Source organism: Streptomyces sp. NPDC014995, from assembly GCF_043080745.1.
In the GTDB taxonomy this organism is placed as follows: domain Bacteria; phylum Actinomycetota; class Actinomycetes; order Streptomycetales; family Streptomycetaceae; genus Streptomyces.
In genome coordinates, this window is sequence record NZ_JBIBVX010000003.1 from 118,657 (window position 1) to 140,876 (window position 22,220).

Here is a 22,220-nt window from a genome sequence, read left to right on the forward strand (position 1 = left end):
TGTCCTCAGCGGACGCGGCCCGCCGCGAGCACCACCCGCGCCAGTTCGGGGTGCACGATGTCGCTGTGCGCCCCGGCCGGCGCCCCGCCCCGCCGGACCACGGCCGCCGCGTCGACGTTCACGCACCCCGACGTGGGCAGCGGGCGGGCCAGCGCCTCGGCGAGCGTGCACGCGCGCGTGCCGGGCACCGCCCGCACACCGTCGTAGCCCAGCGCCCCCCACTTCGCGCCCAGCACCTTCCCGACGCCGAACGCCTCGGTCAGGCCCCGGGCGTCGCCCGCCATCCGGGAGGCCAGCGGGTACATCGTGCCCAGCGCCGAGTCGTGCCGGGAGTGACAGCACACCAGCGGCCCGTCGATACGGTTCTGCCGGCCGCGCAGCACGCCTCCCGCGCCCGGGTCGTGCGGCAGCCGTTCGGCGAACGCGTAGTGCGAGAAGGCCGCTTGGAGCAGCGTCACGGACTTCACCGTGCGCACCCCCTCGGGCATCCCGCGCAGCGCGAACGACACCAGCCGCCCGCCGAAGCTGTGCCCCACCAGATGCACCCGCGCCCGCGGCACCGCGTCCGCCAGCCGGCCGACCAGCGGCCCGAGGCCCCGCTCACCGACCGTGCCCGCCCGCCGCTTCATCGCGTAGTACGTCGCCTGCCGCAGCAGCTCGTGCGCGCCGTCCCAGGGGTTCGGCAGCCCGAACCCGGCCACCTCCCGCGGGGACTCGACGCGGGCCAGTGCCCGCGCGAACTCCTCGCAGACCTCCGCGGCGGGCCCGGAGAACATCCGCGGCTCGTCCTGCGGCACGCCCTCCGCCACCGTGTCCGCCGCGAACAGCGCCTGCGGCCCCGGCGGCACCACGTCCACCAGCAGCCGCACCAGCCGCCGGAACTCCTCCAGTTCGGCCTCCTCCTGCGGTCGCCGCTCCAGCATCCGCGCGATCTGCTCGACCACCGTGGCCCGGCCCGGGAACGTCTCCAGCAGCGCGAGCCGGGTGTCCTTGTCGAGCGCCGGACGCCGGGTCGACCCGGCCGCGACGGACCGCGGAAGATCCGGGATCGGCTCGTCCGAGAACCGCATCGACGGCCACATCACCCCCACGTACCCGACCTTCGCCGCCGGGACCAGGCCGGGGACCGGCGCGAAGAAGCGGCTGTAGAGCCTGGTCGCGCCCGAGCGGTCGTTGTTCCAGCCGTGCGCGAAGACGATCAGGTCCCGCACCCCGCGCCGGGCCACCCCGGCGAGCAGCCGGTCCCGCTGTCCGGCGTCGACGTCACCGTCCGGCGTCGAAGGTCAGCTCCCAGTAGGGAGTCACACTCATCGCCGGATCCGCCATGACAGGCCCCCTGTCCGCAGTCGTGCGCCAAGTGGGCGCATCGTCCTGCCAACGCCGGGAGTTGACCAGACGTCACGGCTCATCCGTACAGCAGGTACTCCCGCCGCACCCGCCGGAACGCGGCCAGCTCCTCCTGCCAGCCCGCCACCACCTCGTCCACGCCCGCGCCGGCGTCGATCGCCGTGCGCACCCGGGCGGAGCCCGTGAGCTTGTCGATCCAGTGGTCGGAGCGCCAGGCGAAGCCGCTCCACACCCGCTTGGCGGTCACCAGGAGGGCGACACCGGTGCGGACGGGGTCGTAGGCGTCCCGGTCGTGCACATGGATCTGCACCCCGCCGACGGTCCTGCCGCGGAACTTGGAGAAGGCCGGCGTGAAGTACGCCTCCCTGAAGTGCGCGCCCGGCAGCCCGAGGCCGTTCACGGCGGCCGCCCACCGCCCGTCGATCCCCTCCGCGCCGAGGAGTTCGAACGGCCGGGTGGTGCCCCGCCCCTCCGACAGGTTCGTGCCCTCGAAGAGACAGGTCCCCGCGTACACCAGGGCGGTGTCGGGCGTCGGCATGTTGGGGCTCGCCGGCACCCACGGCAGCCCCGACGCGTCGTACCACTCCGACCGCCGCCACCCGGTCATGGGTACGGTGTCCAGCTCCACCGGCGCGGTCAGGAACTCCCCGTTGAACAGCCGGGCCAGCTCCGCGGCCGTCATCCCGTGCGCCTGCGCGATCGGCTGCCGCCCGACGAAGCTCGCGAACTCCCGGTGCAGCACCGGCCCGAGGGCCGTCCGCCCGGTCACCGGATTCGGCCGGTCCAGCACCACGAACCGCTTGCCGGCCAGCCGCGCCGCCTCCATGCAGTCGTACAGCGTCCAGATGTACGTGTAGAAGCGGGCGCCCACGTCCTGGATGTCGAAGACGACCGTGTCGACGCCGGCCGCGGTGAAGACGTCCGCGAGCGGCTGCCCGCTCTTGAGGTACGTGTCGTGGACGGGCAGCCCGGTCGCCGGGTCGTCGTACCGGCCCTCGGAACCGCCCGCCTGCGCGGTGCCCCGGAAGCCGTGCTCGGGGCCGAAGACGGCCACCAGGTTCACCCGGTCGTCGGCGTGCATCACGTCGACGATGTGGCGTACGTCCCGGGTCACGCCGGTGGGGTTGGTGACGACGCCGACGCGTTCTCCGTCGAGCGGGGCGTATCCGCCGGCGGCGAGCCGCTCGAAACCGGTGCGCAGGTGGCCGCGGCCCTCGGCGGCGGCGGTGGGGGTGAGGGTGGGGAGGTGCGCGACGGCCGCGGCCGCGAGCAGGGCTCGTCTGGACAGGCGCATGAGGGGAAGTGTGCCGCGGTGACCCTTCCCTGCAACATACCGACCGGTTAGTCTGACGCGGGCGGGGGAGCCGGAGCCGTGTCGAAGGGGACCGAAGGTGGGAGCCGTGCAGGGTGCCAAAGTGATCGTCACCGGAGCGGGAGGCGGCATTGGCGCCGCCCTCGCCCGCCGCTTCGCCGCCGAGGGAGCGCGGGTCGTCGTCAACGACCTGGACGCCGACCGGGCGAAGTCCGTCGCCGGGGAGATCGGCGGGATCGCGGTCCCGGGTGACGCCTCAGGGATCGTCGACGAGGCCCGCGACGCCCTCGGCGGCACCGCCGACGTCTACTGCGCCAACGCGGGCGTCGCCTTCGGGGGCGGCGACGCCGCCGAGCCGCTCGACGAGAAGGCCTGGACGCTGTCCTGGGACGTCAACGTGATGGCCCACGTCCGCGCGGCCCACGCCCTGCTCCCGGACTGGCTGGAGCGCGGCAGCGGCCGGTTCGTCTCCACCGTCTCCGCCGCCGGACTGCTGACGATGATCGGCGCCGCCCCCTACAGCGTCACCAAGCACGGCGCGTACGCCTTCGCCGAGTGGCTGTCGCTGACCTACCGCCACCGCGGGATCAAGGTCCACGCGATCTGCCCCCAGGGCGTGCGCACCGACATGCTCGACGCCACCGGCACCGCCGGTGACCTCGTGCTCAAGCCGACCGCGATCGAGCCGCGGGCCGTGGCGGACGCCCTGTTCCAGGGCATCGCCGAGGACCGCTTCCTGATCCTGCCGCACCCCGAGGTGGCCGGGTACTACCAGGCGCGCGCCGCCGACCCCGACCGCTGGCTGACGAACATGAACCACCTCCAGCAGAAGTGGGAGGCCGCCGAGTGACCGCCTCCCGCTACGCCGCCCAGCCCTGGCTGGCCCTCCTCGACGAGGCCCAGCGCGCCCCGGTCGACCCCGCCGACTCCCTGGTGCACGCCCTGCGCCGGGCCGTCGCCGAAGCCCCCGAGCGCACCTTCCTCGCCTACTTCGACGGACGACTCACCTACCGCGACGTGGACGAGCTGAGCGACTCCGTCGCCGGCCACCTGGCCGCCCGCGGCCTGGAGCCCGGCGACCGGGTCGCCGTCCTGCTGCAGAACTCCCCGCACTTCGTCCTCGCCGTCCTCGGCGCCTGGAAGGCGGGAGCGACCGTCGTCCCGGTCAACCCGATGTACAAGGCGGGGGAGGTGGCCCACGTCCTGCGGGACGGCGAGGTCGCCGCGCTCGTCTGCGCCGACCGGGCCTGGGAGTCGTACCTGCGCGACACGGCCGCCGACTCACCCGTGCGGATCGTGCTCACGGGCTGCGAACTGGACTTCCAGACCCGCAACGACGCGCGCGTGCTCACCTTCGAACGGCTCCCGCAGGCGCCGGACGCCGACGACCTCACCGCCGTCGCCCGCGCCGGCCACCAGGCGCCGGGGGACCGTGCCCCGGCCGCGTCCGGCATCGCGCTGATCAGTTACACGTCGGGCACCAGCGGCACCCCCAAGGGCGCCACCAACACGCACGCCAACATCATGGTCAACGCCGAACGGCAGAGCACCGGCCTGCACCTGCCCGAGGCGCCCGTCTACTACGCGCTCGCGCCCCTGTTCCACATCACCGGCATGGTCTGCCAGCTCGGCGCCTGTCTGAACAGCGCGGGCACGCTCGTCCTGACGTACCGGTTCGAGCCGGGCGTCGTCCTGGACGCCTTCGCCGAGCACCGCCCGCACTACACCGTCGGCCCGTCGACGGCCTTCATGGCGCTGGCCGCCCACCCGTCCGCCACCCGGGAGCACTTCTCCTCCTTCGTGACCATCTCCTCCGGCGGAGCCCCGCTGCCGCCGGCCCTGGTGGAGAAGTTCCGGGCCGGCTTCGGGCCGTACCTCCGCAACGGCTACGGCCTCACCGAGTGCACCGCGCCGTGCGCCTCCGTCCCGCCCCACCGGGAGGCGCCGGTCGACCCGGTCAGCGGGACGCTCGCGGTCGGCGTGCCCGGACCCGACACGGTCGTGCGGATCGTCGACGACCGGGGCGCTGAGGTGCCCTTCGGCGAGCAGGGCGAGATCGTCGTCCGGGGGCCGCAGGTCGTGCCCGGCTACTGGCGGCGCCCCGACGCCACCGCCGAGACCTTCCCCGACGGCGAGCTGCGCACCGGCGACATCGGCTTCATGGACGAACAGGGCTGGCTGTACGTCGTCGACCGCAAGAAGGACATGATCAACGCGTCGGGCTTCAAGGTGTGGCCGCGTGAGGTCGAGGACGTGCTGTACACGCACCCGGCGGTGCGCGAGGCGGCCGTCGTCGGGGTGCCCGACGGCTACCGCGGGGAGACGGTCAAGGCGTACATCAGCCTGCGCCCGGGCGCCGGCGCGGACCCGGATGAACTCGCGGTGTACTGCAAGGAGAGACTGGCCGCCTACAAATACCCGCGGCAGGTGGAGATCCTGCCCGACTTGCCCAAGACGGCGAGTGGGAAGATCCTCCGGCGGGAACTGCGTTCCCACGCGCAGGACAGCCAGTAAGGCCTACGGAAAGGCAGGTGGCGGCAGTGCCCAGGACGACGGACGGCGACGGGACCCCCGTGCCGCAGCGGCTGCTGGCCGCCGCCACCCGGCTCTTCGCCGAGCAGGGCTACGACCGCACCTCGGTGCAGGAGATCGTCGAGGCGGCCGGCGTCACCAAGGGGGCGCTGTACCACTACTTCGGCTCCAAGGACGACCTGCTGCACGAGGTGTACGCGCGCGTGCTCCGCGTCCAGCAGGAGAGACTCGACGCCTTCGCGGGCGCCGACGAGCCGATCGAGAAGCGCCTCAGGGACGCGGCGGCCGACGTCGTCGTCACGACGATCGAGAACCTCGACGACGCGATGATCTTCTTCCGCTCGATGCACCACCTGAGCCCCGAGAAGAACAAGCAGGTCCGCGCCGAGCGCCGCCGCTACCACGAGCGCTTCCGCGCCCTCGTCGAGGAGGGCCAGGAGGCGGGCGTCTTCTCCACGGCGACCCCGGCCGACCTGGTCGTGGACTACCACTTCGGCTCGGTCCACCACCTGTCGACCTGGTACCGCCCCGACGGGCCGATGAGCCCCCAGGAGGTCGCCGACCATCTCGCGGACCTCCTGCTGAGGGCCCTGCGCCCCTGAGCCGGTCCCCGACCGAGGCGCGACCTCTGCGACGGTCCCCGACCGAGGCGTGACCTCTGCGACGGTCCCCGACCGAGGCGCGACACTCTGCGAGGGTCCCGGGGCGGTCCCTGAGGCATCGGTTTGAGACATCGGTATGGACATCGGTAAGGGGCGTCCGCCATTGGGCGGGCGCCCCTTACCCGTCTCCTCACCGGTACTTCTTCAGCTCCCGCCGCGCCAGCGACCGCTGGTGCACCTCGTCCGGGCCGTCGGCGATCATCAGCGTCCGGGCCCCGGCGTACAGCTCGGCCAGCGGGAAGTCCTGGCTGACGCCGCCCGCGCCGTGCAGCTGGATCGCCCGGTCGATGATGCCGACGACCGCGCGGGGTGTGGCGATCTTGATGGCCTGGATCTCCGTGTGGGCGCCCCGGTTGCCGACCGTGTCCATCATCCAGGCCGTCTTCAGCACCAGCAGCCGCAGCTGCTCGACCGTCACGCGCGCGTCCGCGATCCAGTTGTGGACCACGCCCTGCTGTGCCAGCGCCTTGCCGAAGGCGTCGCGGGAGACCGCCCTGCGGCACATCAGCTCGATGGCCCGCTCCGCCATGCCGATCAGCCGCATGCAGTGGTGGATGCGGCCGGGACCCAGCCGGGCCTGGGCGATGGCGAAGCCGCCGCCCTCCTCGCCGATCAGGTTCGTCACCGGCACGCGCGCGTGGTCGAAGACGACCTCGGCGTGGCCGCCGTGGTAGTGGTCCTCGTAGCCGAAGACGCGCATCGCCCGTTCGACGGTCACGCCCGGAGTGTCGCGCGGGACGAGGACCATGGACTGCTGGCGGCGGATGTCGGCGCCGTCCGGGTCCGTCTTGCCCATCACGATGAAGATCGCGCAGTCCGGGTTCATCGCCCCGGAGATGTACCACTTGCGTCCGGTGACGACGTATTCGTCGCCGTCCCGCTCGATGCGCGTGGTGATGTTGGTGGCGTCGGAGGAGGCCACCTCCGGCTCGGTCATCGCGAACGCGGAGCGGATCTCCCCGGCCAGCAGCGGCTCCAGCCACTGCTTGCGCTGCCGTTCGTCGCCGAACTGCGCGAGCACCTCCATGTTGCCGGTGTCGGGCGCCGCGCAGTTCAGCGCGGTGGGCGCCAGCTGCGGGCTGCGGCCGGTGATCTCGGCCAGCGGCGCGTACTGGAGGTTGGTCAGCCCGGCGCCGTACTCGGAGTCGGGCAGGAACAGGTTCCACAGCCCCTGCCGGCGGGCCTCGGCCTTCAGCTCCTCCACCACCGCCGGGGTGTCCCAGGGCGAGGCGAGCCGGGCGCGCTGCTCCTCGGCGACCGCCTCGGCCGGGTACACGTACTCGTCCATGAAGGCGAGCAGCTTGGCGCGCAGCTCCTCGGTGCGCGCGTCGAACGCGAAGTCCATGGCCGTCAGCCTTCCTGAAGAGTGGTCAGTCCGTGCTCGATGAAGACGGGAACCAGGTCGCCGATGCGGTCGAAGCCGCGGCCGACGGTCTGTCCCAGGGTGTAGCGGTAGTGGATGCCCTCGAGGATCACCGCGAGCTTGAACCACGCGAACGCCGTGTACCAGGAGACGGCCGAGACGTCGCGGCCCGAACGCGCGGCGTACCGCTCGATCAGTTCGGCCGGATCCGGGTGCCCCGGGGCCTCGGCGGTCGTGGACACGGGGGAGTCGGGCATCCCGAGCGGCATGCTGTACATCACCAGCAGGCCCAGGTCGGTGAGCGGGTCGCCGAGCGTCGACATCTCCCAGTCGAGAATCGCCCTGATCCTGTCGTCCTCGCCGATCAGGACGTTGTCGAGCCGGTAGTCGCCGTGCACGACGGCCGGGGCGGGGGAGGAGGGCAGCCGGCGTCCGAGCGCCGCGTGCAGCTCGTCGACGCCGGCCAGTTCACGGTTGCGGGAGGCGTCCAGCTGCTTGCCCCAGCGTCGCAGCTGGCGGTCCAGGAAGCCCTCGGGGCGGCCGAAGTCGCCGAGGCCCACCTCGTCCGGGTCCACCGCGTGCAGCTCCACGAGCGTGTCCACCAGGGACAGCACGGCGCCCCGGGTGCGCTCCGGGCCGAGCGGGGCCAGCTGGTCGGCCGTCCGGTAGGGCGTGCCCTCCACGAAATCCATCACGTAGAAGGGCGCCCCGAGCACGTCCTCGTCCTCGCACAGCAGCACCGGGCGCGGCACCGGCACACTGGTCGGGTGCAGGGCGCTGATCACCCGGTGCTCGCGCCGCATGTCGTGCGCGGTGGCCAGGACATGACCGAGCGGCGGCCGCCGGACGACCCACTTCGACGTGCCGTCCGCGACCTCGTACGTCAGGTTCGACCGTCCACCCTCGATCAGCCGGCCGGTGAGCGGGCCGTGGACCAGACCGGGGCGCTCGCGGTCGAGCAGGGTGCGCAGCCGGTCGAGGTCGAGTCCGGGCGGGTGGTCGGGGCTCATGCGTCGCTCCTACGGACAGGTGAACGGGACCTGCTACATGATGCCGACCGGTCGGTATGTCGTCCAGTGGCGGCGCCCAACGTGATCGGGGCCACCCTAGGCCGACGGCTCCCCGGGCAGAACCCGGGGAGCCGTCGGCGGACGTCTTTTCGGACGGTCCGGCCGACCCGCTCTGCGGAGGCGGAGCGGGCGAACCGGACGGACCGGGCGGATCAGTGGTCGTCCCAGTGCCCCTCGTGCTCGGCGTGCCGGTGGCCGTCGTGCAGGTAGTCGACATGGTCGCCGTGCCGCACGCGCGCGTGCCCGCAGTCCTCGCCGTGCCGGTGTTCGTGGCCCTCGTGGGTCACATGCCCGCCGGCCTCGCACTCGTCCCAGTGGCCGCCGTGCTCGCGGTGCAGATGCCCGTCGTGGGCGTAGTCGATGTGGTCGCCGTGCGGGACCTCGGTGTGCCCGCACTCCTTGCCGTGGATGTGGGAGTGGGCGGTGTGCTCCCGGTGAAGGGTGGTCATGACGCTCACCTTCGGGGGTACGGGGACGACGGCGGACAGGCCGCCACGCGAACGGCACCCGTCCGGGCATCCCGGCTTGCGTGGCATTCGAGTACCCCGGAGGGTCGGTGGCATGAAGGGCATCAGCTACAGCCGGTACGGCGGCCCGGAGGTCCTCGCGTACGGAGAGGTGCGCGACCCCAAGGTCGGCCCTGACTCGGTGCTGGTCAAGGTACGGGCGGCGGCCGTCAACCCCGTCGACTGGAAGTGCCGCGAGGGCCGTCTCGACGCGAGCCTCGAAACCGTCTTCCCCGTGGTCCCCGGCTGGGACGTCTCGGGCGTCGTGGTCCGGCCCGGTCCCGCCGTCACGGAGTTCTCGGCCGGCGACGAGGTCATCGGCTACGTCCGCGAGGACTTCCTCTCCCGCGGCACCTTCGCCGAGTACGTCGCCGCCCCGGTGCGCACCCTGGCCCGCAAGCCGCGCAACCTCACCTGGGAAGAGGCCGCCGGCCTGCCGCTGGTGGGCCTCACCGCCTACCAGGTGCTGGTCAAGGCCCTCCAGGTGCAGCGCGACGAGACCGTCCTCGTCCACGCCGCCGCGGGCGGCGTCGGCTCGATCGCCGTGCAGATCGCCCGCCATCTGGGCGCCCGGGTGATCGGTACGGCGAGCGAGACCAACCACGACTTCGTCCGCTCCCTCGGCGGTGAGCCCGTGACCTATGGCGACGGCCTCGCCGAACGGGTGCGCGGTCTCGCCCCCGAGGGCGTCGACGCGGCCTTCGACACGATCGGCGGCGACACCCTCAGGACCTCCGCCAACCTGCTGGCCCCCGAGGGCCGCCTGGTCTCGATCGCCGACCCGGACGCCGTCGACTACGGCGGCCGCTACTGCTTCGTCCGTCCCGACAGCGAGGACCTCACCCGCCTGGTCGAACTGGCCGAACAGGGTGTGGTGTCCGTCCACGTCTCGGAGACGTACCCCCTGCAGAGCGCGGCGGAGGCGTACCGGTCGAACGAGGAGGGACGGACGCGGGGCAAGATCGTGGTGACGGTGGAGTGGGAGGAGGAGGGGGAGGCCGGAGCGGAGACACGGGCGACGGGCTGGTAGGAGGCCGACGAGCCGCTACACCACCAGCGCCGCCGCGCACACCGCCAGCGCCACCGCGCACAGCACCGCCGCCGTGGCGTGACGTGCGGGGAGGGCCGCGGGCGCGGCCGTCGAGGCGAGGACGCGGATGCGGCGGTGGGCCAGCAGCAGGAAGGCCAGCCAGAGGCCGCAGCACAGCGCGCACACGACGATCCCGGCGGCCGACGCCCCGCCGTGCAGGGCGGTCTTCACGGCGAGTACGGCCGCGGCGGTGCTCGACAGCGCCGTACGCTGCCAGGCGAGCCGGGTCCGCTCGGGCTGGAGCCCGGGATCGCGCTCGTCGCGCCCGCCGTTCACCCGTCCCACCCGAACAGCACCACGAGGACCATCGCGACGGCCACCACCGCGACGACGAGGCTCAGCAGCGCGGGGAACCGGGACGTCGGCAGATCCTCGCCCCGCCGCATCGCCCGCTCGCACCGCACCCAGTGGTTCACCGCGCGCAGCGAACACAGCACGCCCGCCGCCAGCAGCGCGAGCGCGAGCCCGACCCGCCAGCCCCAGCGCAGGTCCGGCAGGAACTGGTCCACCGCGAACCCGCCGCCGATCAGCGCGAGCGCGGTCCGCAGCCACGCCAGGAACGTGCGCTCGTTGGCCAGCGAGAACCGGTAGTCGGGCGTCCGCCCCTCCTGCCGAACCCCCTCGGGCGCGAACCACGACCGGACGTTCCGTACGAACTCGCTCACGCGCGTCCCTCCGCCCGGTACGCCCGGAGCCGCTCGTACGCCGCCAGTCCGTCCGGCACCCACTCCCACTCCGGCAGGCGCCGCTCGACCTCCTCCTCGGGCAGGAAGTCGTGCCAGGCGACCTCCTCCACCTGCGGATTCACGGGCAGCTCGCAGTGCACCTCGTACACGGCCGACCACCAGCTCCGGCCGGCGCCGTCGTCGTACAGGAACTTGAAGAGGAACTCCGGGCGGGGCAGCCCACTCACGCCGAGTTCCTCCTCGGCCTCCCGCAGGGCCGCGTCGTCGTAGGCCTCACCCGCGCCGACCACGCCGCCCACGAACATGTCGTGGAGGGAGGGGAAGACCAGCTTGGTCGGCGTACGGCGGTGGACGAAGACCCGGCCGTCCGCGTCCCGCGCCTGGACGAACACGCAGCGGTGACGCAGCCCGGCGGCGTAGGCCTCGCCCCGGGGGGACCGTCCGATGACCCGGTCGTTCTCGTCGACGATGTCGAGGATCTCGTCAGCAGCGCTCATGGACCCATCCAAGCAGGGGCCGGACGACGCGGGTGAGAGCGCCCGCCACCCGCCGCGAGCGGCTCTCGCGGCGGCCGCCCCTCACTGCGGCTGGAGGACCCGTACCCGCTCGCGCGCCGGGGTGCCCTGGGGCATCGCCGGATGCAGTCCGAGCAGCACGATGCCCGCGACCACCGCCGCGAGGCCCGCCGCCTCCCCGGCCAGGGCGCCGGCGTCGGTGCGCAGCCGGTCGCCGAGGAAGCCGACACCGCAGATGATCCCGGCGAGCGGCTGGGCCGCGGTCAGCGCGGGCAGCGACAGGCGCAGCGACGCCGTCTCGAACGCGCTCTGCACGAGCACGAGCCCGGTCACCCCGATGACCAGCACGGCGTACGGCTGCCAGCCGGTCAGCAGCTCGACGAGGCCGCCCTCGGCGAAGCGGTCCCCGCTGACCCGGGTCAGCGCGTCCTGGACGCCGTAGAGGAGTCCGGCCGCGAGGGAGAGCAGCACCGGGCCCGAGGACAGCCGTGAGCGCTTGGCGTACGTCGTCAGCAGCAGGGCCAGTCCGACCATCCCGCCGATGATCAGCCAGTGCCGCAGCGGATCGCCGAGCGCGGTGCCGCCGCGCGGCTCGCCCGCCACGAGGAACGCGGTCACCCCGCCCGCGAGCAGCAACAGGCCCGCCCAGCCCTGACGGCCGAGGGGCTGTTTGGTCTGGCGGCGGGAGAGGGCGAGCGCGAAGAGGAGGTTCGTCGCCAGCAGCGGTTCCACGAGGGAGATCTCGCCGTGGCCCAGCGCGATCGCGCCCAGCGCCATGCCGGCCACCATCAGCCCGATGCCGCCCAGCCAGCGCGGCACCCGCGCGAGGTCGAACAGCAGCCGGAGCGAGAGGAAGTCACCGAGAGGCGCCTTCTGGGCCGCGCTCTGCTGGAGGACGAATCCGAACCCCAGGCAGCAGGCGGCGCTCACGGCGAGAACCAGAACCAGAACCGACACGCTGCGTACCTCGATCATCGGGTCGGGCCACGGAAGGGGGGCGGAGTGGCCGACGGTGGTGTCCCCACGCCCTCGGAGCCCGGGGAGTGCCCGGAACAAGGCCTCCGGGAAAGGACCCGGAACCGGGCGGCTGACGCGGTCGCGGCACCCGACGGAAACCGGCGCGGAGGCCGGGGACGCGGGGCGACCTACGGCCATGCTCCGCGACCCGGCCGTGCCGCGCCATGGCGTACGCCACACCGGAGGCCCGCGCACCCGGCCGACCAGCGGCGAAACGCGGCCAAGTCCGCCGGGACGGAGGGCAGTTGACACCTGTCATGTGACCCCGGCCCTTGACGGTGGACGCCGGCTGGATATTTGCTGTGGGTGATCGGCCGATCGCGGGCCGATGCCAGGCCCGTCATCGAGGAGGATGAGGAAGTCCCGCGGTGCCCCCATCCCCGCTCCGCCTCGACCGAGACGGCGACCGAGCCCGAGACCGCGCCCCAGCCCCGGATCGCGAGCGCGCGGCCCGCCCGCCCGAGACGGACCCCGGCGCCGCTCTCGACGACGCCGCACTCGCCGCCGCCCGCACCGCCCTGGCACAGGGCCGCTGGCAGGCCGCCCGCTCCCTGCTCGCCCGCACCGGCGACGACTGGGACCGTCGCGGCCACCGGGCCGCCGTCCTCGCCCTCGAACCGTACGCCGCCGCCTGGGCCCACGAGTGGCTGCTCGCCGAACCCGGCTCCGCCGACGCCGCCGTCCTGCTCGCCCTGGCCCGGGTCCGGCGCGCCCTGCGCGGCAGGGAGGCCCCGTCCCGCGCCCGCGCGGCCTGCCGGGACGCCGCCGCGTCGGCACCCGCCGACCCCACGCCCTGGCTCGGCCTGCTGATGCTGGAGCGCGAGGGCTCCGCCGACGCCGTCCGGATCTTCGAGGAGATCCGGGCCCGCCACCGCGACCACCACCACGCCCACCACCTGATGGTCGCCCTGCTCGCCGAGCGCCGCGCCGGCGCCGGCCCGGATCCGCTGCACGAGGTCTACGACTTCGCCGCCTGGGCCGCCGAACAGGCCCCCGCCGACTCCCCGCTCGCCATCCTCCCGATCGTCGCGCACGCCGAGCGCTACCGGGCCCTGGCCGCCCGCGGCTTCGCCCCCGCCGACCCGGCCACCGCCGCGCACTGGCGCGACCACCGGGCCCGGGACGTGATGAAGGCCGCCTTCGACTGGTGGCTGGAGTGGGAGCACGACGGCCACCCCCGCCGCCTGATCGACCTGAACTACCTGGCGCACGCCAAGGTCTGCGAGGGCCGGCCCGCCGAGGCGGCCCCCCTCTTCCACCGCATCGGCGACCACGCCACCCCGGCACCCTGGTCGTACCCGGACCGCGACCCCCGCGCCGCCTTCCGCGCGGCCCGGGACGGCGCCCTCGGCGGCGGGTGACCGCCAAGCCCCTCCCTGAGAACCGCGTGAGAAGTGATGACGGAAATCTGACGGCCACCCCGGTTCCCTGGCCCCGCCGGGCCCCGAGTGCTCGAATGGACACGTGAATCCCGAACCGTCCGAGGAACGCGGCGCCCCCGTCGGCCGCCGCGTCTTCCTCGGCACCCTCGGCCTGGGCGCCCTCGGCGTCGTCGCCGCGCCCACGCTCCAGCGCGGCCTGGAGGACTTCCTCGGCGGTGCCGCCGACAAGGACCCCACCGGCCTCACCGGCCTGCTCCCCAACGGCGGCGGCTTCCGCTACTACTCCGTGGCGTCCTCCGTTCCCCGCAAGAACGCCGAGACCTACCGCCTCACCGTCGACGGCCTCGTCGACCGCCCCGCCGCCTACACCCTGGCCGACCTCGAGGCGCTGCCCCAGACCCGCCTGGTCAGGGACGTGCAGTGCGTCACCGGCTGGCGGGTGCCCGAGACCCCCTTCGAAGGCGTACGGCTGTCCACGCTGCTCGACGCGGCCGGAGTGCGCGCACAGGCCGGCGCGGTCCGCTTCACCTGCTTCGACGGCACCTACACCGAGAGCCTCACCCTCGCCCAGGCCCGCCGCGCCGACGTCCTGGTCGCGCTGCGCATGCAGGACGAGGACCTGGGCCACGACCACGGCGGCCCCGTCCGCCTCTACGTCGCCCCCATGTACTTCTACAAGTCCGCCAAGTGGCTCTCCGGCATCACCGTCACCGAGAAGGTCCGCCCCGGCTACTGGGAGGAGCGCGGCTACGACGTCGACGCCTGGGTCGGCCGTTCGAACGGACGGGACGATGAGCCTACGAGCTGAGGCCGCGCCGGCCGCCACGAGCATCCGCCGTTTCAGCCGGGCCGAACGGTGGGTGCACCGCACGACGGCCCTGCTGACGGGCGTGTGCGTGGTGACGGCGGCCTTCCTGTACGTCCCCGAGCTCGCGCAGCTCGTCGGCCGCCGTGAGCTGGTGGTCCGCGTCCACGAGTGGGCCGGGCTCGCCCTGCCCGTGCCCGTCCTCGCGGGCCTCGCCTCCCGCGCCTTCCGCGCCGACCTCGGCCACCTGAACCGCTTCGGCCCGCACGACCGCCGCTGGCTGCGCGCCGCCCTGCGCCGCGACCGGCGACGGGAATCACGGCCGGCCGGCAAGTTCAACGCGGGGCAGAAGATCTACGCGGCCTGGATCGCCGGGGCCACGCTGGTGATGCTCGGCACGGGGCTGCTGATGTGGTTCACCCACCTCACCCCGATCGCATGGCGTACCAGCGCGACCTTCGTCCACGACTGGCTGGCCCTGACCATCGGCGTGGTCCTCGCCGGCCACATCGGCATGGCCCTGGGCGACCCGGAGGCCCGGCGGGGCATGCGGACGGGGTCGGTGAGCCGGGAGTGGGCGCAGCGGGAGCATCCGCTCTGGCGCGGGTGAGGTGCTCAGCGGACGGAGGAGGCGGGCTCGGGCGCCCGCGGGCCCACCGGCCTCAGGACTCACCGACCGGAACGCCGCGCAGGAGGGACGGGGTCCACGGCGGACCCGTCGGGCCGGCCGGGCCGGCAGGCACGGAGGCCACGGCCGCGTCCGTCTCCGAGGACCCCAGCGCACTCGCCCCGGGCGTGCGGCTTCCCGGTGCACGCCCTTCCCCCCGCCGAGCCGCCTCGGTCCCCGCGACACGCTCGTCGCCACCCCGCCGCGCGGCAGGTCACCCGCGCCGCCGTCCCCCTCGCACCCGGCCGCCGTCACGAGCGCCACGGCGCCCGCGGCGAGCAGGGCCGAGACGCGCGCGCCGAGCGACATCGCCCTGACGCCCCCCGCCGTCGGTCCCTCCTGACGAGGCCGTCCCGGTCGCCTCCCGGACCCCACCGGCACGCCCCACGACGACAGGTCCGTACCGGCTCAGGAGGCGCCGAAGCCCAGCAGCACCTCGCGGGAACGGCCCCGATCGGCCGCCGGCGCGAACGCCGCCTCCGCCTCCCGCACCGGGACCACCGCACCGACCAGCCCGTCGAAGGAGCCCTCGGCCGCGAGCGGCACCAGCGCGTCGTCGAACTCCTAGATGATCAGCGACAGGAGCAGGACCACACCGCCGGCGACGACCGAGATGATCGTCTCCATGACGGACCAGGTCTTGATGGTCTGGCCGACGCTCAGCCCGAAGTACTCCTTCACCAGCCAGAACCCGGCGTCGTTGACGTGGCTGAAGAAGAGTGAGCCGGCGCCGATGGCGAGGACCAGCAGGGCCGTGTGCGTGGTCGACATGTCGGCCGCGAGGGGAGCGACCAGGCCGGCCGCCGAGACCGTCGCCACCGTCGCCGAACCGGTGGCCAGCCGGATCGCCACCGCGATCAGCCAGGCCAGCAGCAGCGCGGGGATCGACCAGTCCTCGGAGATCTCCAGGACCATCTGCCCGACACCGGAGTCGATCAGCGTCTGCTTGAAGCCGCCGCCCGCGCCGACGATCAGCAGGATGCCGGCGATCGGGGCGAGGCCCTTCTCGACGAGCCGCGAGATCCGCTCCTTGGAGAACCCGGCGGGCCGGCCCAGGGTGAAGATGCCGACGAGCACGGCGGCGAGCAGGGCGATCAGCGGGGAGCCGGCGACGTCGAAGACGCGCTGCACGGTGTGCTCGGGGTCGTCCACGACGATGTCGACCAGCGCCTTGGCCAGCATCAGCACGACCGGCAGCAGGATGGTCGCCAGCGTGGCACCGAAGCCGGGACGCCGCTGAAGCTCCTCCGAGGGCCGCTGCGGGATCATCCGCTCCGGGGCGGGCACGTCCACCCAGCGGGCGGCGTACCGCGAGAACAGCGGACCGGCGACGACCACCGTCGGTATGGCGACCAGGACGCCCAGCGCCAGCGTGACGCCGAGGTTGGCCTGGACCGCGTCGATGGCGACGAGCGGACCCGGGTGCGGCGGAACCAGCCCGTGCATCACGGACAGACCGGCCAGCGCCGGGATGCCGATCCGCATGAGCGAGTAGTTGCCGCGCTTGGCGACCATCAGCACGACCGGGATCAGCAGCACGACGCCGACCTCGAAGAACAGCGGCAGGCCGATCACGGAGGCGATCAGCACCATCGCCCACGGCATCGAACGGCCGTTCGCCTTCGCGAGGATCGTGTCGACGATCTGGTCGGCGCCGCCGGAGTCGGCGAGCATCTTGCCGAGGATCGCGCCCAGCGCGATCAGCACGCCCACCCCGGCGACCGTGGAGCCGAGGCCGGTGGTGAAGCTGGTGATGGCCTTGTCGAGCGGCGCCCCGGCGAACGCGCCCAGCGCGAGCGAGCCGATGGTCAGCGCCAGGAAGGCGTGGAGTTTGAACTTGGTGATGAGCAGGACGATGACGGCGATGCCCGACAGCACGGCGATGCCCAGCTGGGCGTGGCCGGCCGAGGTGATCGGCTCGACGGTGTCCGCTGCCAGCATCTCGACGCTGAGTCTGGTCACGGGGGTCCCTTACAGGTACGGGGGATGAGGGAGGGAGGGGTTACGCGGTCGGCTCGGGGAGCGCCGTCAGGGCCGACACGGCCCGTCGGGTGATCTCCTCGGGGCCGCCCGCCACGTCCACGACGACTCCGGCCTCGTCCGCCTGGAGCGGCTCGAGCGTGGCGAACTGGGAGTCGAGCAGCGCGGTCGGCATGAAGTGCCCCTGCCGGTGCGACATCCGGTCCTCGATCAGCGCGCGGTCGCCCGCCAGGTGCACGAACACCAGGTCCGGCGCGGCTGCCCGCAGCCGGTCGCGGTACGACCGCTTCAGCGCCGAGCAGCTGACCACCCCGCCGAGCCCGGCCCGCCCGTGCGCCCAGCTGCCGATGGCATCCAGCCAGGGCCACCGGTCCTCGTCGGTGAGCGGGGTGCCGGCCGACATCTTGGTGATGTTGGCCGGCGGGTGGAAGTCGTCGCCCTCGGCGTAGGGAATGCCGAGCCGGGCCGCGAGCAGGGGACCGATGGTGGTCTTCCCGGTGCCCGCGACGCCCATGACCACGACGACATGGGGGGTCCTCATCGCTGCCTCACTGTCTGCTGTCCTCCTCGACACGTGATGTCGACGGCCACTGAAACCCATTAGGTAGGACCAATTCAAGAGTCAGTGACAAATAAGTCTGACTTTTTGGTCGGGTGACGTACCCCGTACGCTGAGTGCATGACCACTCCGGGCCGGGGTCTGCACGGCCATGTACTGGACACCCTCGGCCCCGCGATCACCGCGGGCGAATACCCGCCGGGCAGTGTCCTGCGGACCGACGAACTGGCGCAGCGCTTCGACGTCTCCCGCTCGGTGATGCGCGAGGCGGTCCGCGTCCTGGAGTCCATGCACCTGGTCGAGTCCCGCCGCCGGGTGGGCGTGACGGTGCGCCCGAAGGCCGAGTGGAACGTCTACGACCCGCAGGTCATCCGCTGGCGTCTGGCCGGCGCCGACCGCCCCCACCAGCTGCGTTCACTCACCGTCCTGCGCTCGGCGATCGAGCCCGTCGCGGCTGGCCTGGCGGCGAAGCACGCCACGGCGGAGCAGTGCGCCGAGCTGACCGAGTGCGCGCTCGGCATGGTGGCCAACTCGCGCGGCCACAAGCTGGAGGGGTACCTCGTCCACGACGTCGCCTTCCACCGCGTGATCCTCACGGCCTCCGGCAACGAGATGTTCGCCCGCCTCGGCGACGTCGTCGCGGAGGTCCTCGCCGGCCGTACCCACCACGAGGTCATGTTCGAGGACCCCGACCCGGCCGCCGTCACCCTGCACGTCCAGGTCGCGGAGGCGGTCCGCGAGGGCGACGCGGACCGTGCGGAGAAGCTGACCCGGGAGATCACGGTCGGCGCGCTCCAGGAACTGGACATCCTGGCGCCGTAGCGCGACACGGCCGCGGCGTCCACGGAACGGCCCGCTACTCCGGGAACTCCCCGTCGACGTACACCCAGGCCCCGTCGACCCGCTCGAACCGGCTCCGCTCGCGCAGCGCGCCGCCCCGGTAGGACGCCCGGAACTCGACGACCCCGGTGGTGTGGAACGCGGAGCCGTCGGCCGTGCCGAGGATCTCCAGCCCGGTCCACCGCGTCCCCGGATCCAGGTCGAGCCGCCCGGGCCGGGTCCGCGGATGCCAGGTCCGCAGCAGGTACGCCGCGTCCCCCTTCACGAAGGCGCTGTAGCGCGACCGCATCAGCGCCTCGGCGGTCGGCGCGGCGGCGGTGCCGGCGTGGTAGCGGCCGCAGCACTCGGCATACGGCTTCGGCAGCCCGCACGGGCAGGAAACGGTGGTCATGCCCGCCATTCTGCTGGACGGCCACCCGTGCCCCGGCCGCCGGGAGCGACGGCAGCGCCGTCCCGCACCGGCCACGCGTCGAACAGGTCGTCCAGCGGCCCGGCCGCGCACCGCACCGCACCGCACCGCACCGTGATCTCCGAGGCGGGGGACACGCTCAGCACAACGAGCGAGGGCCGCGACCTCTGGTCGCGACCCTCGCTCTTCTCTGTGTCCGAGGGGGGACTTGAACCCCCACGCCCGATAAAGGGCACTAGCACCTCAAGCTAGCGCGTCTGCCATTCCGCCACCCGGACAAGGTGTCTGTCGTGCGGGGTTTCCCTCGCGGCGACGACGTAAACATTACCAGGCTTTCGGGAGTGCCCGATCACGGGTGGCCGGCCGGCCACCGCATCCGGCGTGAACGGCGTGTGACGGGCCGGGACCACTCTTGGGTGAGGGCGGCGGGCGGGGGGAGGATGAGGGTGACCACCAGCAGTGACAGTGGGAGGAAGCAGCGTGAGCGCGACGGACGACACGGCCAGGGACGTCACCGGCGAGGACGAGGTCGTGGACCTCTGCCGCGAGCTGATCCGGTTCGACACCAGCAACTACGGCGACCACTCGGGCCCGGGTGAGCGCAAGGCGGCCGAGTACGTCGCCGAGAAGCTCGCCGAGGTGGGGCTGGAGCCCCGGATCTTCGAGTCGCACCCGGGCCGTGCCTCCACCGTGGCCCGCATCGAGGGCGAGGACCCGTCCCGGCCCGCGCTCCTCATCCACGGCCACCTCGACGTCGTACCGGCCAACGCGGCCGACTGGACCCACGGCCCCTTCTCGGGCGAGGTCACCGACGGGTGCGTGTGGGGGCGGGGCGCCGTCGACATGAAGGACATGGACGCGATGACCCTGGCGGTCGTCCGCGACCGGCTGCGCACCGGGCGCAGGCCTCCGCGCGACATCGTGCTCGCGTTCCTCGCCGACGAGGAGGCGGGCGGCACCTACGGCGCCCGGTACCTCGTCGACCACCACCCGGAGCTGTTCGAGGGCGTCACCGAGGCGATCAGCGAGGTGGGCGGCTTCTCGTTCACGGTGAACGAGCAGCGCCGGCTCTACCTGATCCAGACGGCCGAGAAGGGCATGCACTGGATGAAGCTGACCGTCGCCGGCACCGCCGGGCACGGCTCGATGATCCACCGCGACAACGCCATCACCGAACTGTCGGAGGCCGTCGCACGCCTGGGCCGGCACACGTTCCCGGTGCGGGTCACCAAGACCACCCGGGCCTTCCTCGACGAGCTCGGCGACGCGCTCGGCACCGAGCTGGACCCGGAGGACATGGAGTCGACCCTCGCCCGGCTCGGCGGTATCGCCAAGCTGATCGGCGCGACCCTGAGCAACACGGCCAACCCGACCCAGCTGGGTGCGGGTTACAAGGTCAACGTCATCCCGGGCGAGGCCACCGCGCACGTCGACGGCCGCTTCCTGCCGGGGCACGAGGAGGAGTTCCTCACCGACCTCGACCGGATCCTCGGACCGAAGGTGCGCCGCGAGGACGTCCACTCCGACAAGGCCCTGGAGACCTCCTTCGACGGGGCGCTGGTGGAGGCCATGCAGTCGGCGCTGCTCGCCGAGGACCCGACCGCCAAGGCCATCCCCTACATGCTCTCCGGCGGAACCGACGCCAAGTCCTTCGACGACCTCGGCATCCGCGGCTTCGGCTTCGCCCCGCTGAAGCTGCCGCCGGAGCTGGACTTCGCCGGGATGTTCCACGGCGTCGACGAGCGGGTGCCGGTGGACGGCCTCCAGTTCGGGGTCCGGGTGCTCGACCGTTTCATCGACGCGTCCTGATCGTCTCTTCCGTGCCGGAAGTGTCCGAATTCGCCCACTGAAACGACACTGCACTATTCGCCAGCGTGTGCGGGTGTGACTGGGGAAGAGTGAATGCGGCGATAGGTTCGTAGCCTCATTACTTCCTCCTCGTTACAGCTAATGTGATCCGCTGCTTTGGATCGCATTTGCCAACAAGGAGGAATAATGATCAAGAAGATCGTCGCCGCCGCCGCTGCCACCGGTGGGCTCGTCCTCGCGGGTGCGGGCCTGGCCGTCGCCGACTCGGGTGCGCAGGGTGCCGCCGTGCACTCCCCGGGTGTGGCTTCCGGCAACGTGGTCCAGGCGCCCGTTCACGTTCCCGTGAACGCCTGCGGCAACACGATCTCGGTGATCGGGCTGCTGAACCCCACCTTCGGCAACGTCTGCATCAACAAGTGACCTCGGCCCGCTGAAGGGTCGTCCACGCGGTCGGTCCCGGAGCGCGCGCCATGCGCTCCCGGACCGACCGGCCTTTTCGTGCGGAAATCCGAAGGAAAAGCCGAACCGTTCGAAGGGCTCGCGACAGTGGAATGAAGCGAGCAATTCGGGAAGAAATCGAAAGCAGGGATTCAGTAATGCGACAGGTTACCCGTAAAAGCCTTTTCACCGTGGCGGCGGCGACGGGGGTGATCGCCGCCGCCAGCGGCTACGCACACGCCGGCTCCGCGGCGAACGGGTCCGCCTCCAACTCGCCCGGCGTCCTGTCCGGCAACACGGTCCAGGCCCCGGTGCACGTGCCGGTGAACGTGTGCGGCAACACCGTGAACGTCGTCGGCGTCCTCAACCCGGCGTCGGGTAACACCTGTACCAACGAGAGTGCCGGCGGGAGCCGCGGCGACGGGGGCTACGGGGACAGCCAGGGCGGCTCCGGAGCGCACAGCGGCTCCGGCGGCGCGCAGGCGGGCGGGTACACCGCCGACTCACCCGGTGTCGCCTCCGGCAACCACGTCCAGGCGCCGGTGCACGTGCCGGTGAACGTGTGCGGCAACAGCGTCGACGTCATCGGCGTCCTCAACCCGGCCGTGGGCAACGACTGCACCAACCAGAGCGCCGGCACGGGCGACGAAGACGGCTACGGGGGCGGCTCCGGAGCGGACAACGGTTCCGGTGGAGCGCAGGCGGGCGGGCACACCGCCGACTCGCCCGGCGTCGGCTCGGGCAACCACGTCGAGGCCCCGGTGCACGTGCCGGTGAACGTGTGCGGCAACAGCGTCGACGTCGGCGGCTTCCTCAACCCGACGACGGGCAACGACTGCGCCAACGGCAGTGGCTCCGACCAGGGCACGCCTCCCGGCGGCGAGACGCCCGGCAACCCCGGCAACCCCGGCAACCCCGGCAACCAGGGCCCCGGCACCCCGGGCGACCAGGGTCCGGGCACCCCGGCCGACTCCGGCACGTCCAGCCCGTCGGGACCCGAGGGCGCGCCGTCCGGCCCGGACCGCGTGATCCCGGCCGGCCACTCGTCCGTCGACCAGCCCGCCCACTCCGCGCAGCTGGCGCACACCGGCAGCGAGCTGCCGCTGGGTCTCGCCCTGCCGGTCGGCGCGGGCGCGCTGCTCGCGGGCACGGTGCTCTACCGCAAGGCGCGGGCCTCGGCGTAACCGCCCCCGCCCGCACACCCGCCGCCGGACACAAACGGAGCGGGCCC

General features: G+C 72.9%; 23 protein-coding genes, 1 tRNA gene and 1 pseudogene. 11 read left to right on the plus strand and 14 right to left on the minus strand.

From position 1 onward, the window contains the following. Positions 1-5: 5 nt before the first annotated feature. Positions 6-1,326 (minus strand): annotated as a pseudogene (locus ACF1A1_RS07960) (alpha/beta fold hydrolase). A 79-nt stretch (positions 1,327-1,405) separates the two neighbouring features. After that, the gene (locus ACF1A1_RS07965) at positions 1,406-2,641 is read right to left on the minus strand and encodes an exo-beta-N-acetylmuramidase NamZ domain-containing protein (RefSeq protein WP_391646623.1); all 1,236 of its coding nucleotides are present in this window, start codon (positions 2,639-2,641) and stop codon (positions 1,406-1,408) included. Positions 2,642-2,738: 97 nt separating this feature from the next. Here ACF1A1_RS07965 and ACF1A1_RS07970 point away from each other — a divergent pair, with 97 nt between their 5' ends. The 3 genes from ACF1A1_RS07970 to ACF1A1_RS07980 are packed head-to-tail and all read left to right on the plus strand — an operon-like array spanning position 2,739 to position 5,793. Then, positions 2,739-3,509 (plus strand): SDR family oxidoreductase, encoded by a 771-nt coding sequence (locus ACF1A1_RS07970; protein ID WP_391646625.1) that lies wholly within the window; start codon positions 2,739-2,741, stop codon positions 3,507-3,509. Next, on the plus strand, positions 3,506-5,173 hold the full coding sequence (locus tag ACF1A1_RS07975; protein ID WP_391646627.1) for a class I adenylate-forming enzyme family protein: 1,668 nt from the start codon (positions 3,506-3,508) through the stop codon (positions 5,171-5,173). Before ACF1A1_RS07970 ends, ACF1A1_RS07975 begins: the two co-directional genes overlap by 4 nt. A gap of 26 nt (positions 5,174-5,199) precedes the next feature. Further along, positions 5,200-5,793: a TetR/AcrR family transcriptional regulator gene (locus ACF1A1_RS07980; protein WP_391646629.1), complete on the plus strand. Its 594-nt coding sequence runs from the start codon at positions 5,200-5,202 to the stop codon at positions 5,791-5,793. A 190-nt stretch (positions 5,794-5,983) separates the two neighbouring features. Here the strand turns inward: ACF1A1_RS07980 and ACF1A1_RS07985 are convergent, their stop codons facing one another. From ACF1A1_RS07985 to ACF1A1_RS07995, 3 genes are all read right to left on the minus strand, one after another. Then, entirely contained in the window at positions 5,984-7,198 is a 1,215-nt protein-coding gene (locus tag ACF1A1_RS07985) for an acyl-CoA dehydrogenase family protein (RefSeq protein ID WP_391646631.1), read from the minus strand. Positions 7,199-7,203: 5 nt separating this feature from the next. After that, positions 7,204-8,226: a phosphotransferase family protein gene (locus tag ACF1A1_RS07990; protein ID WP_391646633.1), complete on the minus strand. Its 1,023-nt coding sequence runs from the start codon at positions 8,224-8,226 to the stop codon at positions 7,204-7,206. Positions 8,227-8,438: 212 nt separating this feature from the next. Further along, positions 8,439-8,735 carry a hypothetical protein gene (locus tag ACF1A1_RS07995; protein ID WP_391646635.1) on the minus strand — a complete coding sequence of 99 codons (297 nt, stop codon included), beginning with the start codon at positions 8,733-8,735 and terminating at the stop codon, positions 8,439-8,441. Between the two features lie 112 nt (positions 8,736-8,847). On the opposite strand from ACF1A1_RS07995, the gene ACF1A1_RS08000 reads away from it, so the two are divergent. Further along, positions 8,848-9,822, plus strand: a complete 975-nt coding sequence (locus tag ACF1A1_RS08000; protein ID WP_391646637.1) for an NADP-dependent oxidoreductase — start codon at positions 8,848-8,850, stop codon at positions 9,820-9,822. A gap of 15 nt (positions 9,823-9,837) precedes the next feature. On the opposite strand, the gene ACF1A1_RS08005 is transcribed toward ACF1A1_RS08000, so the two are convergent. The 4 genes from ACF1A1_RS08005 to ACF1A1_RS08020 form a co-directional block, all read right to left on the minus strand. Then, a complete protein-coding gene (locus tag ACF1A1_RS08005; protein ID WP_391646638.1) occupies positions 9,838-10,167 on the minus strand; it encodes a DUF202 domain-containing protein in 330 nt (109 codons plus the stop codon). Next, entirely contained in the window at positions 10,155-10,547 is a 393-nt protein-coding gene (locus tag ACF1A1_RS08010; RefSeq protein ID WP_391646640.1) for a YidH family protein, read from the minus strand. The genes ACF1A1_RS08005 and ACF1A1_RS08010 overlap by 13 nt, the downstream gene beginning before the upstream one ends. After that, positions 10,544-11,065 (minus strand): NUDIX hydrolase, encoded by a 522-nt coding sequence (locus ACF1A1_RS08015; RefSeq protein ID WP_391646642.1) that lies wholly within the window; start codon positions 11,063-11,065, stop codon positions 10,544-10,546. Before ACF1A1_RS08015 ends, ACF1A1_RS08010 begins: the two co-directional genes overlap by 4 nt. Positions 11,066-11,146: 81 nt before the next feature. After that, positions 11,147-12,058, minus strand: a complete 912-nt coding sequence (locus ACF1A1_RS08020; protein ID WP_391646644.1) for a DMT family transporter — start codon at positions 12,056-12,058, stop codon at positions 11,147-11,149. A gap of 410 nt (positions 12,059-12,468) precedes the next feature. On the opposite strand from ACF1A1_RS08020, the gene ACF1A1_RS08025 reads away from it, so the two are divergent. The 3 genes from ACF1A1_RS08025 to ACF1A1_RS08035 all read left to right on the plus strand — a co-directional run bounded on the left by ACF1A1_RS08025 (position 12,469) and on the right by ACF1A1_RS08035 (position 14,897). After that, on the plus strand, positions 12,469-13,461 hold the full coding sequence (locus ACF1A1_RS08025; protein ID WP_391646646.1) for a hypothetical protein: 993 nt from the start codon (positions 12,469-12,471) through the stop codon (positions 13,459-13,461). Between the two features lie 103 nt (positions 13,462-13,564). Next, positions 13,565-14,290, plus strand: a complete 726-nt coding sequence (locus tag ACF1A1_RS08030; protein ID WP_391646648.1) for a molybdopterin-dependent oxidoreductase — start codon at positions 13,565-13,567, stop codon at positions 14,288-14,290. After that, entirely contained in the window at positions 14,274-14,897 is a 624-nt protein-coding gene (locus ACF1A1_RS08035) for a cytochrome b/b6 domain-containing protein (protein ID WP_391646650.1), read from the plus strand. Before ACF1A1_RS08030 ends, ACF1A1_RS08035 begins: the two co-directional genes overlap by 17 nt. Positions 14,898-15,362: 465 nt before the next feature. On the opposite strand, the gene ACF1A1_RS08040 is transcribed toward ACF1A1_RS08035, so the two are convergent. From ACF1A1_RS08040 to ACF1A1_RS08050, 3 genes are read right to left on the minus strand one after another with little or no spacing between them, the layout of a single operon-like run. Beyond that, entirely contained in the window at positions 15,363-15,500 is a 138-nt protein-coding gene (locus tag ACF1A1_RS08040) for a hypothetical protein (RefSeq protein WP_391646652.1), read from the minus strand. A gap of 18 nt (positions 15,501-15,518) precedes the next feature. Further along, positions 15,519-16,916, minus strand: coding sequence for a GntP family permease (locus ACF1A1_RS08045; RefSeq protein ID WP_391646654.1), 1,398 nt, complete (start codon positions 16,914-16,916; stop codon positions 15,519-15,521). Positions 16,917-16,956: 40 nt separating this feature from the next. Next, complete coding sequence (locus ACF1A1_RS08050; RefSeq protein ID WP_391646656.1) at positions 16,957-17,475, minus strand: gluconokinase; 519 nt, start codon at positions 17,473-17,475, stop codon at positions 16,957-16,959. Positions 17,476-17,613: 138 nt separating this feature from the next. On the opposite strand from ACF1A1_RS08050, the gene ACF1A1_RS08055 reads away from it, so the two are divergent. After that, positions 17,614-18,315: a FadR/GntR family transcriptional regulator gene (locus ACF1A1_RS08055; RefSeq protein WP_391646658.1), complete on the plus strand. Its 702-nt coding sequence runs from the start codon at positions 17,614-17,616 to the stop codon at positions 18,313-18,315. A gap of 34 nt (positions 18,316-18,349) precedes the next feature. Here ACF1A1_RS08055 and ACF1A1_RS08060 read toward each other — a convergent pair whose 3' ends face one another. Both ACF1A1_RS08060 and ACF1A1_RS08065 read right to left on the minus strand, forming a co-directional pair. Further along, positions 18,350-18,724 carry a YchJ family protein gene (locus tag ACF1A1_RS08060; protein WP_391646660.1) on the minus strand — a complete coding sequence of 125 codons (375 nt, stop codon included), beginning with the start codon at positions 18,722-18,724 and terminating at the stop codon, positions 18,350-18,352. A gap of 211 nt (positions 18,725-18,935) precedes the next feature. Then, positions 18,936-19,020, minus strand: a tRNA-Leu gene (locus ACF1A1_RS08065). A 202-nt stretch (positions 19,021-19,222) separates the two neighbouring features. Between ACF1A1_RS08065 and ACF1A1_RS08070 the strand changes: the two genes are divergently transcribed. The 3 genes from ACF1A1_RS08070 to ACF1A1_RS08080 all read left to right on the plus strand — a co-directional run bounded on the left by ACF1A1_RS08070 (position 19,223) and on the right by ACF1A1_RS08080 (position 22,173). Beyond that, positions 19,223-20,551 (plus strand): M20/M25/M40 family metallo-hydrolase, encoded by a 1,329-nt coding sequence (locus ACF1A1_RS08070; RefSeq protein ID WP_391646662.1) that lies wholly within the window; start codon positions 19,223-19,225, stop codon positions 20,549-20,551. A gap of 186 nt (positions 20,552-20,737) precedes the next feature. Continuing rightward, positions 20,738-20,971, plus strand: a complete 234-nt coding sequence (gene chpH, locus ACF1A1_RS08075) for a chaplin ChpH (protein WP_391646664.1) — start codon at positions 20,738-20,740, stop codon at positions 20,969-20,971. Positions 20,972-21,147: 176 nt separating this feature from the next. Further along, positions 21,148-22,173, plus strand: coding sequence for a chaplin (locus ACF1A1_RS08080; protein WP_391646666.1), 1,026 nt, complete (start codon positions 21,148-21,150; stop codon positions 22,171-22,173). Positions 22,174-22,220 lie beyond the last annotated feature (47 nt).